10 protein-coding genes and 1 pseudogene are annotated in these 15,361 nt (G+C 36.7%); 2 read left to right on the forward strand and 9 right to left on the reverse strand.

Annotated elements, in window-relative coordinates; all coding sequences use genetic code 11:
- The 7 genes and pseudogenes from HMPREF1253_RS00005 to HMPREF1253_RS00035 all read right to left on the reverse strand — a co-directional run.
- Positions 1-213, reverse strand: a pseudogene (locus tag HMPREF1253_RS00005) (MATE family efflux transporter); the annotation flags it as partial.
- A 19-nt stretch (positions 214-232) separates the two neighbouring features.
- The gene (locus tag HMPREF1253_RS00010; protein WP_023054718.1) at positions 233-1,969 is read right to left on the reverse strand and encodes an ABC transporter ATP-binding protein; all 1,737 of its coding nucleotides are present in this window, start codon (positions 1,967-1,969) and stop codon (positions 233-235) included.
- Entirely contained in the window at positions 1,953-3,680 is a 1,728-nt protein-coding gene (locus HMPREF1253_RS00015; RefSeq protein WP_023054723.1) for an ABC transporter ATP-binding protein, read from the reverse strand. Before HMPREF1253_RS00015 ends, HMPREF1253_RS00010 begins: the two co-directional genes overlap by 17 nt.
- A gap of 31 nt (positions 3,681-3,711) precedes the next feature.
- Positions 3,712-5,157 carry an ABC transporter ATP-binding protein gene (locus HMPREF1253_RS00020; protein ID WP_023054719.1) on the reverse strand — a complete coding sequence of 482 codons (1,446 nt, stop codon included), beginning with the start codon at positions 5,155-5,157 and terminating at the stop codon, positions 3,712-3,714.
- Positions 5,154-5,843 (reverse strand): energy-coupling factor transporter transmembrane component T, encoded by a 690-nt coding sequence (locus tag HMPREF1253_RS00025; RefSeq protein ID WP_023054717.1) that lies wholly within the window; start codon positions 5,841-5,843, stop codon positions 5,154-5,156. Before HMPREF1253_RS00025 ends, HMPREF1253_RS00020 begins: the two co-directional genes overlap by 4 nt.
- The gene (locus HMPREF1253_RS00030) at positions 5,843-6,421 is read right to left on the reverse strand and encodes an MptD family putative ECF transporter S component (protein WP_023054716.1); all 579 of its coding nucleotides are present in this window, start codon (positions 6,419-6,421) and stop codon (positions 5,843-5,845) included. Before HMPREF1253_RS00030 ends, HMPREF1253_RS00025 begins: the two co-directional genes overlap by 1 nt.
- Positions 6,422-6,613: 192 nt before the next feature.
- A complete protein-coding gene (locus HMPREF1253_RS00035; protein WP_023054720.1) occupies positions 6,614-7,267 on the reverse strand; it encodes a TetR/AcrR family transcriptional regulator in 654 nt (217 codons plus the stop codon).
- Positions 7,268-7,557: 290 nt separating this feature from the next.
- On the opposite strand from HMPREF1253_RS00035, the gene mobC reads away from it, so the two are divergent.
- Positions 7,558-7,914, forward strand: a complete 357-nt coding sequence (mobC, locus tag HMPREF1253_RS00040; RefSeq protein WP_023054714.1) for a plasmid mobilization relaxosome protein MobC — start codon at positions 7,558-7,560, stop codon at positions 7,912-7,914.
- A gap of 2 nt (positions 7,915-7,916) precedes the next feature.
- Complete coding sequence (locus HMPREF1253_RS00045; protein ID WP_023054715.1) at positions 7,917-9,248, forward strand: relaxase/mobilization nuclease domain-containing protein; 1,332 nt, start codon at positions 7,917-7,919, stop codon at positions 9,246-9,248.
- Positions 9,249-9,316: 68 nt separating this feature from the next.
- Here the strand turns inward: HMPREF1253_RS00045 and HMPREF1253_RS00050 are convergent, their stop codons facing one another.
- On the reverse strand, positions 9,317-9,976 hold the full coding sequence (locus HMPREF1253_RS00050; RefSeq protein WP_023054721.1) for a single-stranded DNA-binding protein: 660 nt from the start codon (positions 9,974-9,976) through the stop codon (positions 9,317-9,319).
- 40 nt (positions 9,977-10,016) lie between these two features.
- Positions 10,017-15,361: helicase-related protein (locus tag HMPREF1253_RS00055; protein WP_023054713.1), on the reverse strand; the 5,345-nt coding region annotated here is incomplete at its 5' end.

The following is a 15,361-nucleotide window of genomic DNA, read 5'->3' on the forward strand; positions in this document are numbered from 1 at the left end:
CAAGGTTGAAACACCGCTGTTAAAAAAGGTGAGAGGCATTGCAACACCGCAAGCTGTCATTGCTGTTTGTCCTATGATTTTACCTGCAAAGATTCCGTCCATGAGAGGGTACAGCCCAATTACCAACATTCCAATCACTGCCGGAATGGATAGTTGGAACATTAGTGATAACGGTGTCTTGGTTAACAGTTGTTCTTTCATGTTTTGTTTCATTTTAACCATCTCCTTCACACTAATTGGCAATCTTCCAAACAGTTGCTTTATTTTTCATATTGATCAATGTTTTATATAAACCGCCTTGATTCATCAGTTCTTCATGATTTCCTCGTTGTTCTATTTTTCCGTTATTTAAAACTAAAATCTGATCGGCGTTTCGTATCGTAGAAAGCCTGTGAGCAATCATAATAATGGTTTTGTTCTTTGTCAGTTCTTCAATAGCAGCCTTTAGCTTATCTTCATTTTCCGGATCAATATTTGCTGTGGCTTCGTCAAAAATGACAATCGGGGCATCTTTCAACATAGCTCTGGCAATGGAAATCCTCTGCTTTTCTCCACCGGAAAGAGTGGCTCCACCTTCACCAATCAATGTATCGTATCCATTCGGCAAGGCTTCTATAAAATCATGGCACATCGCCTTTTTAGCAGCTTCTATGACTTCTTCTCTTGTAGCACTTGGCACACCAAACTTGATATTATTTTCAATCGTATCTTCAAAGAGATAGACACTCTGAAATACCATAGCGATATGACTCATCAGATGGGGCAGAGTATACTCTTTGATGTTCTTCCCACCTATTAAGATTTCTCCTGCATTCACATCCCAAAATCTTGCAATCAGATTGCAAAAAGTCGTCTTTCCGCTTCCGGACGGACCGACAATGGCAGTAATGGTGTTTTTCTTCATCTCACAGGAAATATGATCTAAAATCGTCTTTTCATCATAAGCGAAAGAAACATCTTTAAATTCAATATTAGGGTGACGGATTGGACTTGTTTCCTGTCCTTCTTTTATTTCAGGAATCTGTTCCAAATATTTCAAGCTGTCGATGGAGTTTTCCGCAATTCTCAGTATTGCTATAGAACTTCCTGCCGCCTTGATTCCCTCAAAGATAATAAAACCGGCAATCATCGACATAATTGCATCTGCCAAAATCATATTTCCCTCCATGTAATACTTGGCAGATAAAATAATAATAGCGGCAATACTGATTCCAAGGACAATTCTCTGCAAGGCGATATATGGAGTCATGGTTTTTTCAAGTTTCATTGTAATATTGCAGTTTTCTTCAAACGCATTGTTAAGTTCTTTATTATTCTTGCCGCCTAAATTGTATGATTTAATCACCTGCATTCCCTGTACAGTTTCCAGTACCTGTTTTGTCAAATGCGTTTGAGCGATACCAATTTCACTTGCATTTTCTCTTGACTTTTTCTCCATAAAATAAGTGACAATAAAAAATGCAAGGATTCCTAAAACTGCAGTGATTCCCACCATTATATGCAAATAAAACAAGGCTAAGGCAAAAACAAAAGTATTGAGTAATCCGCCTAAAACAAGCACAAGCAACATCGGTACCTGCATCTCAATCTGGCTGAGAGTGGTGGTACTCATTGTTGTAATCTTTCCTAAGCTGAATTCACTGAAAAATCCCATCGGTACTTTTTTCAGCTTGTTTCCGATACGAATTCTTTTATCCGCTGCCATAAAATAGCCGGCATGCGTTTGTTCCAGCTGAGAAACATATTGCGTGATAATCTTTCCGACTAAGCTGACAAGAAGAATCCCTAAGACAATGGCTATATCCTTCACGGAAAGAGTTTCGTCAAATATTTTAACGAGAACATAATACACACCGCCCATTTGCATTGCGTTAAACGCCGCACAAAGGAAGCCGACAATAATGGACTTTCGTATATTCGATTGTTCCTTTTCCGCAAAGTTCCATATTTTCTTAAATACTGTAATCATAATGCTCCTCCTTTCCCGCAGCTTTCCACAAAGAGGAATAGACTTTTGATGTTTCTAAAAGTTCCTCATGCTTTCCACAGCTTTCAATCTTCCCGTTTTCGACCACAAATATTTTATCTGCATTAACAACGGTTCTAAGCCTATGTGCAATTAAAATCAATGTTTTTCCTTTCACCAAATTGCTGATGGCTTCCTGAACGATGCTCTCATTTTCAGTATCCATATAGGAGGTTGCTTCATCTAAAATGACGATTGGTGCATTTTTCAGCATGGCTCTTGCGATAGAAATTCTTTGCTTTTCTCCTCCGGACAAATGCCCTCCGCCTTCACCCGCAACCGTATCATAGCCATTTGATAGTCCTCTAATAAATTCATCACAGCCGGATAATTTTGCTATTTCTTCTACTTCTTTATCACTTGCCGACGGCTTTCCGATTCTTATATTTTCTCTGACAGACATATCGAATAGATAGTTGTCTTGCGATACATAAGAAATGGTTTCGGATAACTGTTCCAGCGGAATCTCTTTGATGTTTTTTCCTCCGATACTTACTTCTCCGGCATCTACATTCCAAAAACCTGCAATCAGTTTTGTAATGGTCGATTTTCCGCCTCCTGACGGACCGACAAATGCGGTTACCTGATTTTCTCCAATAGATAAGCTGACTCCTTCTAATATCTTCTTATCTTCCACGTAGGAAAAATCCACATTTTTCAGTTCAATAGCACTACCGGATAACGAAACATTCCCTTTACCATGCTCAAGATCAGGGGCATCCAAAATCAATCCAATTTCTTTGGTAATCGTTCCTATTCTGGACAGATCGTCCATATAATTGGTCGCCGTCAGTATATTTTCGACAGTACCGAAGGAAAGTACAATAATGGTTATAAAGGTCGCTATTGTTAAAGAGCCATTTAAATAAAAATAAATTCCTAACGGCAGGATTGTGAGCAGGGACATAGGCGAAATTTTTCTGTACGCAGACACACCGATCATCGCTTCCTTCATCCAATGATAGTAAAACGAAGCATTTTCATGGACTGCATCACTGTATTTCTGATAGGAAGTTTCGCTTTGATTGAACATCTTGATGACCTCAATTCCACCAATGTATTCCAGCACTGCATTATTCATTTTTTGATTGATTTCTACCGATTGCTGATACTTTTTTCCATAAGAACTCATCACCGATTTCATACAGAACATTCCAATCACAAGAGGAATCAGGGAAACAAGTGCCAATCTCCAATCCAAAACAAACATATAAACAAGCAGGAGAATCGGACCGATGATATTGGCAGTCATCTCAGGAATAATATGTGCTAAGGTTGTTTCCATAGAATCGACCTGATCAACAATAATATTCTTGAGCTTACCGGAAGAAATATTCATAACCTTTCCAAGGGGCATCCGAAACAGCTTTTTAGAAATTTCTTCCCTTATTCTTTTTAAAGAATAAAAAGTTGCCTGATGCGATATGGAAGTGGAAGCCGCCGCAAAGATTTCCTTCAAGACCATTGCGGCTAATACCATAAGACCGTATTTCAAATAAAACCCGAATTCTGCGTTTTTTCCAATCAGTCCTACAATCATTTTTGCTAATACGATATATGCGGCAAGACCGGATACCACTCCTAAAACTGCCAATAGAACGGATTGAATGTAGGTGTTCTTATATTCTTTTACATACTGTTTGATTAAATTCATAATCTGAATCCTCCTTTGATACCAAAAATTTTTATCCTATGGAAGCAAATAAAAAATCCGATATTTCAGCTTCATTCTCTTTTACAGGTATTTTTTTATAAGTCTTGTCATCAATCATCAGCACCGTATTACACACCTCAAAGAGAAGTTCTAAATCATGGGTAATAATAATCACCGGTCTCTTAGCGGCATACTTCCTTATCATAGCTCCTATTTCTTTCATTCTTTTGTAATCAAGCCCTGAAGTCGGCTCGTCCAATATAATGATTTTCCTTTCACTTAAAAAGGCAGTGGCAAGTGCAAGCCTTTGCTTTTGCCCACCGGAAAGCTCTTGCGGATGATCCATTTTTTTATCCCACAAATCAATCGCCCTAATGTAGAAGGTGACTTCTTTCAGATATTCACTATCTTTCACTTTATTTTTAGGGATCAATTCATTTTCCACCGTATCAAAGAAAATTTGATAATCCACATCCTGCATCATATAGTATGATTGCTTCAATCTTTCTTTCGTTGTTTTTCCATAGCTTATTTTCCCTTTATTTTTAATTAAGCCCGCCAAAGTTCTTCCTAATGTTGTTTTCCCGATTCCATTTTTCCCAATAATCGCCATAATTTCTCCATAATGAAGATCAAAGGAAAGATTCTTTATGAGTTCCTGTTTCCCGATATTGATACTTAAATCCACGATACTCGCAGCCTTCTCTTGTTCCGCACCCAAGTTTTGTGCTTTCAGGGACCTATAACTGATTGCTCGCAATCCATATTTTTTGCAGTCATTCTCTGTGAGTTCTCCTTGAGAAAACACCCTTTCAATCGTCCCGTCTTTCATATAGATTAAGCGGTCATATAAATCATTTAAAAAGAACAATCGATGTTCCGCAACAAGGATTGTTTTTCCCATCGCTCTTAAACTGCGAACAATATCTCTAAACTGAGCAATCCCTTGATAATCCAAATTGGAGGAAGGTTCGTCAAAGAAAATAATTTTGGTATCATATAGCAAAGTGGAAGCAATTGCTACTTTTTGCTTTTGTCCTCCGGAAAGTTCGGAAAGTTTCTTGTCCATCAAGTCGCTAATTCCCATTTTTTCAAAGGCTTCTTTTGTTTTTTGTTTTAATTCCTCAAGGGGCATTCCTAAGTTTTCTCCGACAAAGGCGACTTCTTCTTCCGCAATGGTAGCAAAAAACTGATCCGATGGATTTTGAAATACATTGCCGATATATTTTGCAAGCTCGCCTTTTTCATAGTTCATCAAATGCTTATCGAATAGTTTTACTTCCCCATTAAAAATTCCGCCATAATGATGCGGAATCAGCCCGTTTAAAATTCTTGTCAAGGTAGTTTTTCCACATCCTGATAATCCGGTAATAACTACTAATTCTCCCTGTGCAATTTCTAAATCAATATTTTTAAGAATAGAGAGATTGCCCTCATCATATCGAAAGTCTGAAATTTTAGTTTTTAATAAGCTCATCTCTCCAACCTCCATAATACAAAAACCATCAAAAAAGCAGATATAAAAGTGTAATCTAAAATGCCGAAATGTATAGGATTATAACTTGTTTTTTCTCCTTCATACTCAATCCCTCTTGAAATGATAGAAGAAGTTAATGTCTCACTTACATGGAGACATTTATATATTAATGGAATGAGATAAAGCTCAAACGAATGGACGGGGTGTAAGAGACTTAATCTTAAGCCTCTTACTTTCATTCCCTGACGTATTTCTTTGATTCTGAGTTCTAATTCTCCGAGATATCTTAAGGCTGTTACAAGAGCTATACTTATTGTATTCGGAAAATGAATTTTTCTTAAAGCTGCCATTATTTTAAGAGGGCTGGTAAGTATCAATACTCTCCCAACATTAAAAATGGGATATAACTTCAACACCAAGGCAATTAAGCCAATGATAGCCCCCGTAGTCATTCCTAAATCAATATGAGCTAATATCTTCAATAACAAATATAACCCTAAATAGATGAATCCTCTTTTGATAAGCTCTAAGTATGAAAAAGTCAGCACCACTACAAAACTCATTCCTAAAAGGACATAATATGATGTGCCGTTAACAAGAAAAACCAAGAAAGACGAAATCAATATTATTAAGAAAAGAGTAATTGGATTTACGTTTTTTGCCTTGCTTTTTCTCAACTTGTCCATTATAAAAGCCCTTTCTCTTTTCTTTTTTCAAAGAATTTTTTGTTTATATATACTCCGAATTGTCCTGCAAGCAGTTCTAAAGCTATGTTGCAACCTATTGCTATTGCTATCGCTTTATTCGTGTAGAAATTTGCCATCCATTCAGCTTGTTCCCTGCCTATTGAAGAAGCAAATTTAACAATTCCTTCCACTCCCAAAACTTTAACAAAAATAATAGGGTGCATAGCGACAACAAACATTGCTACAGAAAATGCTATCCCTACTTTCACATTATTTTTATAGTCGCCAATGATTAGTTCTGATAATATTGCCGAAACTAAACAAATCGGAATCATAATCCAATAACCCATTGCTGAGTATAATAGACCGTAAATAACCCAAAACAAAGCTACGGCTCCTCTTTTTTGAATTCTTTTTGCCATAATGATAAACACCGGTCCCACAACAAAAGCGGCGAAACCAGCCGAAGCATAAAGACCAATTACTCCAAGTGTTCCGGTAAACATTGAAACAGCCATTCCAATAGCAAATCCAATCACTGTTAATACTGCAATTTGAACTACATCTTTTAATTTCATTTTTCATTCCTCCATAATAGTTTTTAATTAATTTTTTATAGGTGTGGATAAAATTTCAAACCACTCTATCATACTTTAATGATAATTTTTTTCATACTCTACCTCCTTCACTTTCTAATAGTCGATAACTATATTAGCTAACTAAGTTATCTATATGGCAAAAATGAAGACTTATTCTTAAAGCCATGAATATTAAAACCCACGAAGTTTTCTCCAACCTTCATTAAAAAATTTTGCTACAACATCTGCATTTGTTCTTATCTCATTTTCCGACTTGGAATGAACAACAATCTCACACAAAGCATTTATATATGAATGATCAAGAAGATGTATTGCTTCATCCGGAATATCAATCTCTTTTCCTATTTTGTCAGAAAAAACTCGAATAGCTTTCTTTCTATTTTGATCCTCTAATTCAACAAGTTTTTCAACAAAATTATCATACTTAGTTCCATATGCTTTATAGAATAACAGTTCAAATATCTCTTTCCGTTGAAATATATACAAAGCAGATTCAATCGATCCATTAACGTTTATTTCAGTTAATTTTTCTGTATGATTTTTATCCAAACTTTCAAAAGATTCCTTTTCAAATTTTGCATAAAAACTTAAGATATCCTCAGCCAAAGGTTGTACCAACGAAATAAATAAATCTTCTTTATCTTCAAAATGGCGATAAAAGGCACCAGTTGTAACACCAGCGTCTTTACATATTTTTCTCAAATTAGAACGCTCATACCCATACTTTAAGAAATGTTTTATACCACTATCCATGATTTTTTTATGTGTAAGCTCATATCCATTCAAATCTGCCATTACTCTGCCTACTTTCTCTTTACTGATCAATTTCCCGCCTCATCTTGATAACTTAGTTATCATTTTAATATTGTCGATTATGTTTGTCAAGTATTTTCTGGAACTCTAATAAAAAAAATGGTACAATAAATACAAATAGTTTTATACACGCTTAATGCTTGCTACTCTAATTATTCTTTTGTAGCAAGCACAGTAAGTGTACGGACACTTACGGAAAATTGACGAAGCAGCCCTTGGGGATCTGCTTCTTTTTTTATCAATTTTTAGCTTGTTAGGGAGAACCCTAAGACCCCGAAATACATTCAAAGGAGGAACTAACTATGGCAAATAGAACAAGAAACGAAAGACTTGAAATTAAACTAACTGAAGAAGAAAAGGCTCTTTTTGAAGAGAAAAAAAGACTTGCGAAGTGTAGAAACATGAGCCATTTCATCCGCAAATGCGTTTTGGAAAAGGAAATTTATCAAGTGGATTTAGAGCCTTTCAGAGATTTACAAGGCTTACTTTCTAATGCAACAAACAACATCAATCAGATTGCAAAACGAGTAAATTCGACAGGTGTAATCTACAAAGAGGACATCGGTGATATAAAAAAAGAGATTGAACATTTCTCAAAAGAGCTGTGGCAAATTCATTCACTACTTCTGAAAAGAACATCTGAAACGGAAGGTGAATAATAATGGCAATTACAAAAATACACCCAATAAAATCGACTCTTAATCTTGCTATTGACTACATTGTAAATGGAGATAAGACAGACGAGCAGCTTTTAGTAAGCACTCATAAATGCCACGAAGCAACTGCTCACACTCAGTTTTTAAGGACACGAAATGACGCAGGAACAAAAGGAACCGTTCTTGCAAGACATCTCATTCAATCATTTTTACCGGGAGAAACAAGCCCTGAATTGGCTCACCAGATTGGTATGGAGCTGTGTAAAAAGATACTCAAAGATGAGTACGAATTTGTCTTATCTACCCACGTAGATAAGGGGCATATCCACAATCACATCATCTTCAATAATGTAAATATGGTAACAGGTCGGTGCTACCAGTCTAACAAGAAAAGCTACCACCAAATCCGTTATCAGAGTGATAAACTGTGCAAAGAAAATAGCCTATCTGTTATTGACGAGTTTTACGAAAGCTATAAGAAAAAATATAAGATTAACGGTAAATCTTGGTATGAAAACGAACAGGCAAAACATGGCACTTCTTGGAAAAGTAAGCTTCAATTTGACATTGATAGAATAATAAAACAGTCAAAGGACTGGGGCGAATTTTTAAAGAAGATGGCTGATCTCGGCTATGAAATCAAATACGGTAAGCACATTGCTTTTAAGCCAAAAGATAAGGCGAGATTTACAAGGGCTAAAACAATCGGAGAAGATTATACCGAAGAAAGATTAAAAGAACGAATTGCAGAAAGAGAGTTTATCCAGACTCCTGCTGTCAAAAAACGCATCGGCAATGTTATTGACATGAACACCAATGCAAAGGTAAAGAAAAGCAAAGGCTACGAATATTGGGCAACCAAACATAACCTTCATACAATGGCTGAGTCTATAATCTATATCAGAGAACATGGCATTAAATCCGTTAAACAGCTTGACGAGTATATTCAAAAATCAGCCGATGAAAGGCAAAATATACAAGAGAAAATCAAGGCTATTGATAAGGAAATGCAGAAGCTTTCCACCACTATGGAGCAAGTTCATACCGTTAAAAAATACAGAGCGTGCTACAAGGAATATACTGCTAATCCGTCTGACAAGGCATTTTTTGAAGAGTACAAAGCTCAAATTGCCCTATATGAAAATGCTCTCTCTGAGCTTAAAAAATCCTATTCCAAACTCCCAAATTCAAAGGATATTTTAGCTGAGCTTGATAAATTACAAGAAAAAAAGAATACCCTTATGCAAGAGTATTCTTCCTCAAAATCTACTATGGACGAGCTTTATAAGATACGAAAAAATTACGGAATTTATATGGGTAAGGAGATGGAGAGATAATCTTTATCTCCTTTTTTCGCAAATAAAAAAAGAGTCGGTGCAGTCCTAAGACCACACCGACCATAAGTTTATCTCTCAGCTTCTTTTGATGCTTCTTTCTTTTCTTTAGGCTTTTCCTTATCTTCAGCCTGATATTTTTTGATAGCTCCAAGCACAGACTCTTTCTTTTCATCTCGACCTTTCATCTGTTCTTTTGCCTTTAAGAGCTTTGAAGAAAGTATCCTGATGTTAGTATGTTCCTTGCCGTTATCGTCAACGGAAGTTCTAATCTGTCCAAAGAGTTTTACAAAATCTCCCTGCTTAAAGTCTTTTGGAATATCACCCTTTTCTCCGTATGCGGAGCAATTATGATATACCTTATTGCCCTCATCATCTTTAGATGCCACAGAGAAATTTACTACTTGAAAGGCTTCGCCGTTCTTATTTTCTCTTTCAACTACATCGATCTTTCCTACAATATTTCCAACGATATTGACAAGATTATCTTTCTCCTCTTGAACATAAGGAAGATCTTTAATCTGCCCCTGTTCTCTTAAATCTTCAATCATGTAATCAAATTCCTCATGCAGTAAATTAACGGTGTCATTGTCCATATAAGCCTCATAGAGCTTATCCAAAGCACTTTCATCGTTGATACCTTTTTCCATGCTGATAACCGCCTTAACAAAGTCCTTGTGGTTATCACTTACAATATCTTCTATCTGATTTCTCATTGTTTTGTAATCCATGTTTTATCTCCTTTCATGGTAAAAGGGAGGTTTCCCTCCCTTATCGTACATATTCCTGTTCTTTTGCAGTTTGTTTTTCTTCTGTTTTACTTTCTTCCTGATAGGCTCTTATCTGTCCTAAGATAGATGGTTTATCACCCGTTTTCTGTGTGGCTTCCTCTTTGGTATGCAAATTATCTTCAACATCATAGGTTGACTCAAAATAATCGCTGTCCTTAAAGTCATTGTCATATCTGTCAGCAATTCCATCATTATCAAGGTCTTTAGAAAGTGGATCATAGAAGTTACCTTCATCATCAATGTCCAGTCCGAGAGCTGCCTTTAAGTCCTCGGAATCCACATAGACTAAATCTTCAAAAGAGGATAGCTCTATTTCATTTTTCATATTCCTTAGAGCTTCATTTTCTCCCTTGTTTTCATAGTCGAAGCTCTCTGTTTTGATTGGAGTATCATCAATATACTGTGTCCATGTTTTAGCTTCTAAATTAAGCTCATATTGGATGCCGTGTCTTTCGTCAGGTGTATTGGTATAGGCGATGCCGATGTGCTTTAGATCAGGATATAGAGTATCAAACTCATCATAACTATGATTTTCTTCATACTCTCTGTTGCAGAAGTTAATGATGGCTCGTTTTACATCTTCTACAAGGGGATTATCATTTCTCTTTTCTTCCACTTCTCCCATATCAAGGAGCTTATTCAGTTCTGCCAAGCGAAGCACCTTATCCTTTAGTTCATCAGCTTTTTCAAAAGGCTTTTGTAATTCCTCTTTGGCATTTTGAAGCTGTTCTTTTGTGCTGAAGAGCTTTTCTTCAAGCCTCTTTAATTTCTCAGGCATTTTCTCAAGAGCATTATCAAGCCTTGTAATATTACCGTCCGCACTCGTTCCAAGCTCTCCTGAATGCTTTGCAGCACCGTTTAAGCTGAAGTTATGCTCATTGGTGAAGAAGTTGTAACTTACCTCTAAATCCATGTTTCTATACTTACCGATAACTTTGCTTTCATTGATTTTTACTTTAGAAATCGCTTCAAGCAGCTTTTCTCCGGCTAACTTTTTATCTAATATCTTCTCACCACCGATAGTAATAGAAGTAAACTTTTCCTCTCCTTCAGCTTTTGCTTCTACATCTTTAATATCTTTCTTTACAGCCTCAATGAGTTTTTCTGTTCTTGAAATTTCTTCCGGATAGTTTTTAGCAACCTTATCCTCTAATCTATAACGGTTGGACTTATAGTTTGCTTCAAGCATTTTAAGTTTTGTAACCTCATTATCCAAATCCATCTTTTCCTTAATCTTCGGATCACCTGTAGCAAGGGCTTTAATCTCTGCATAGTTTAAGCTGCTTTCGTCCACATCTTCCGCCACTCTGACAGGTGTTTTACTTGTCATAATCTGAGAAATGAACTTCTGCTTATTCTCTATGGTCTGCCACAAATACGCATCAAAAGTATTCTCCGTAACATAACGATAGATATTCACTTCTTTGTTTTCATTACCCTGTCTTACAATTCTTCCGGCTCTCTGCTCAAGGTCGGCAGGACGCCATGGGACATCTAAATCATGAAGTGCAATCAGCTTGTTTTGCACATTCGTTCCTGCTCCCATTTTCTGTGTAGAACCCATCAAAATACGAATTTCGCCTTTTCTTACCTTTGCAAAGAGTTCATCCTTTTGCTTATCAGAATTTGCTTCATGGATAAAGGCTATTTCTTCTTTCGGTATTCCCATTGCCACAAGTTTTTCTCTAATATCATTATAAATATTAAACTCTCCATTTCCTTTTGGAGTTGACATATCGGAGAAAAGAAGCTGTGTGGACTTATTTTCTCTTGTCTTATCCCAAATGGAAAAGACATTTTTCACGCACACATTGACCTTGCTGTCAGGATTGTCAGGAAGTAAAGGATTGATTAAACGCTGATCTAAGGCGAGTTTCTTGCCGTCATTAGTAATCTTCAGCATATTATCTTCGTCAGGCTCTACTACCCTGCTTCTTACATCGTCCGCTCTTTCAGATAGGCTCTTTAGGATTTCTTTTTGCTCCTCACTTGGCATTGTCTTTATAACCTCATAGTGTGCTTCAGGTGTTGGAAGATTTAGCATATCTGCTGTCTGAATATCCGCAACTTCTTTAAACATAGACATTAGTTCAGGAAGGTTATAGAACTTGGAAAATCTTGTCTTTACTCTATACCCTGTCCCTTCAGGAGACAATTCAAAAGCTGACTGCGTTTCACCAAAGGTAGAAGCCCAGCTATCAAAATGCTCCAAATTATTCTTTTTAAGGCTTTCATACTGAAGATAACGCTGCATAGTATAAAGCTCTGTCATCGAATTACTGACAGGCGTTCCTGTGGCAAAGACAATACCTTTTCCACCTGTCATTTCATCCATGTATCTGCACTTCATAAACATATCGGAGGACTTAAAAGCTTCAGACTGCCCAATACCTGCTACATTTCTCATTTTTGTATAAAGGTAGAGATTTTTGTAATTATGTGCCTCGTCAATAAAGAGCTTATCTACACCTAATTCTTCAAAGGTAATGACATCGTCTTTTTTAAAATCATCGTTTAACTTTTCAAGCCTTGTTTCCAGCTTCTTTTTTGTTTTTTCAAGCTGCTTTACCGTAAAGTTCTGATTTCTGTCATGCTTATATTCCTCCACATAGTTTATAATTTCATCAATCTGATCTTGAATATGCTTTTCCTGATATTCCTTACTCATCGGGATCTTTTCAAACTGTGTATGCCCGATTACAACGGCATCATACTCTCCTGTGGCAATTCTTCCGATAAATCTTTTTCTGTTTTTCGGCTCAAAGTCTTTCTTATCTGCAACCATAATGTTAGCTGACGGATATAGCTGCATAAACTCACGACCGATTTGCCCTGTTAAGTGATTGGGGACAACAAACAAGGACTTACTGCACATTCCAAGCCTTTTACTTTCCATCGCAGACGCCACCATTTCAAAGGTCTTACCACTACCTACCACATGAGCAAGAAGGGTATTTCCTCCATAAAGGCTTCTTGCTATGGCATTTCTTTGATGAGGTCTTAAACCAATTTCTGTGGTCATTCCCTCAAAAGAAAGGTTGCTACCGTCATATTCTCTGTTACGGATAGAGTTAAAACGCTCGTTATATATCTTTACAAGACGGTTTCTTCTTTCCTGATCGTTAAATATCCAGTTCTTAAATTCTTCTTTTAGAAGCTCCTGTTTCTGCCCTGCAAGAAGCGTTTCCTTTTTATTTAATACAGAAGTTTTCGAGCCGTCCGGATTTACAATCTGGTCAAATACCTTTGTTTCTTTTAAGTTCAGCGCATCTTCAATCAGCTTATAGGCATTTACCCTTGAGGTGCCGTAGGTCATCTCTGCAAGGTCATTTCCTCTGTCCCTGCTCTTTCCTTCAACATTCCATTCACTTGTCAGATTTGAAAATTTAACCTTAATATCCCATTTGGCATATCCCGGAGTTTTCAGCGTTTCAAATATAAATTTTTCAATATCCTTATTCGGTATCCAAGTTGCACCAAGACGCACATTAATTTCACTTGCTTCAAGCTCCTTTGGAAGAACTTTAGTAAGCTCTGCCTTTTGATATTCCAAACGGTTCATCTCATAGCTTATCAGCTCTTTTTCTTTGCCATCTTCCGCATAGCCAAGATGAGGTAACTCTCTTTCGGTTTGTCTTAACTTTGCAAGGTAACTGTCTACTATGGCAATTTTGTCCCTGATATTTCCGCTTAGATACTCATCCTTTGTTACATAGCCGTACTTATATGAATTACTGCCGTTTGCACAGGCAAAAGGTAGATCTCCATCTTCAAGGTTAAAAGATAATGGTCTATAAAAGTTTTGTTCTTCTCCGATGTTTAGATAGATTTCCCCTCTAAGTTCTTCTATCAAAGTCGGTCTGTCTTTATCTGTAAGACTTCCCATATACTCAAAATCCACATATCCTTTTTCAGATACCGATAAAACAAGAGCTTCAAGGGAATTGTCTACATGGTCGATAACCTTCGCCTTTGTGATTGTTCGCTTGGAGAAAATATCTCCCTTTGCTTTGAAGTTTTCTTCTTCATCAAGGATTTCAATGGAAGAAACAAGCGGGAAGTTGCTATCCTCTTTTAAGGCTCTGGTATTAGAAAGGTTATTGACATATCCATGCTGCTTAGAAAAGCTGTCATAAATTTCATTTAGTTTTTCCTGAGCTTTCTTTACTTCATCATCTGAAAAATCTTCTTTCTGTTTGTAAATAACATCCTTTAAGGCTGCATTTAACTCAAGATAGTCCTTAATCTTTTCCTTATTTTTATCCGTTACTTCTTTCTTTACAAATAGGGAGTTTTCTCTGTAATAAACTTCATCATCAATAATGGTATATGAAAAGTTTTTAACATCATCTGTGGCAGGAATTGAGGTAATTTCATCATCAAGTAGCTCTATTTCTTCATAATTAGCATTTTTAGAGATTTCTTCGCTTGCTTTTGTCAGTAGCTCCTTTAAGTCTGTGTTTTCTTTTGGCAGGCAAGCTATTGTATTCCCAAATCTTCCGGATATTTCTTCCATAGAACCAAGCACCTGTTCAGGATGATCAACAAAGTATTTGTTATATAAAAGCCCGTTTTCATCTTCAGCAAGGTGAATCCAGTCCTCATCCCTTTCTCTGATACTGTCCCTTTTCTTTAGGAAAATAATATCTGAGGTTACTTCTGTTCCTGCTACGCCCTTAAAGGTATCGTCCGGAAGTCTTATCGCTCCTAAAAACTCTGCTCTTGCTGCAAGGTAGCGTCTTACACTTTCGTCCTTTTTATCCATCGTACCTGAAGATGTAATAAATGCGATAATACCGCCGTTTCTTACTTTATCAATGGACTTGGCAAAGAAATAATCATGGATAAGAAAGTTATTTTTGTTATACTCCCTGTCATTTACCTTGTATTCTCCAAAGGGTACATTGCCGATAATCGCATCAAAGAAGTTATTTGAGAAAGAAGTTTCTTCAAGCCCCTTAATCTGTATATCACTTTCAGGGTATAACAGCTTTCCAATTCGACCGCTTACAGAGTCAAGCTCTACACCATAAAACTTAGACTTATTCATTTCATCAGGGATATTGCCTATAAAGTTCCCTATTCCCATACTTGGCTCTAAAATGTTTCCCTGTTTAAATCCCATATCCGAAAGCGTCTTATACACTCCGTCAATCACTGTTTTCGGTGTGTAAAAGCTCGTTAAAGTAGATTCTCTTGCAGCTTCATATTCTGCCTGAGATAAGTTCTCTTTTAGAAAGCTCCTCGCTTCTTTCCACTGTCCACCTTTTTCTTCATCGAATACATCAGCAAGTCCTCCCCAGCCTACATACCTTGCTAAAACTT

The organism is Peptoniphilus sp. BV3C26 (genome assembly GCF_000478985.1).
GTDB lineage: Bacteria > Bacillota > Clostridia > Tissierellales > Peptoniphilaceae > Peptoniphilus_B > Peptoniphilus_B koenoeneniae.

Excerpts from the sequence above, each read along its gene's own strand:
- HMPREF1253_RS00030 (WP_023054716.1), bottom strand. The coding sequence starts at position 6,421 with ATGAAATTAAAAGATGTAGTTCAAATTGCAGTATTAACAGTGATTGGA.
- HMPREF1253_RS00025 (WP_023054717.1), bottom strand. The coding sequence starts at position 5,843 with ATGGACAAGTTGAGAAAAAGCAAGGCAAAAAACGTAAATCCAATTACT.
- mobC (WP_023054714.1), top strand. The coding sequence starts at position 7,558 with ATGGCAAATAGAACAAGAAACGAAAGACTTGAAATTAAACTAACTGAA.
- HMPREF1253_RS00015 (WP_023054723.1), bottom strand. The coding sequence starts at position 3,680 with ATGAATTTAATCAAACAGTATGTAAAAGAATATAAGAACACCTACATT.
- HMPREF1253_RS00010 (WP_023054718.1), bottom strand. The coding sequence starts at position 1,969 with ATGATTACAGTATTTAAGAAAATATGGAACTTTGCGGAAAAGGAACAA.
- HMPREF1253_RS00050 (WP_023054721.1), bottom strand. The coding sequence starts at position 9,976 with ATGGATTACAAAACAATGAGAAATCAGATAGAAGATATTGTAAGTGAT.
- HMPREF1253_RS00045 (WP_023054715.1), top strand. The coding sequence starts at position 7,917 with ATGGCAATTACAAAAATACACCCAATAAAATCGACTCTTAATCTTGCT.
- HMPREF1253_RS00020 (WP_023054719.1), bottom strand. The coding sequence starts at position 5,157 with ATGAGCTTATTAAAAACTAAAATTTCAGACTTTCGATATGATGAGGGC.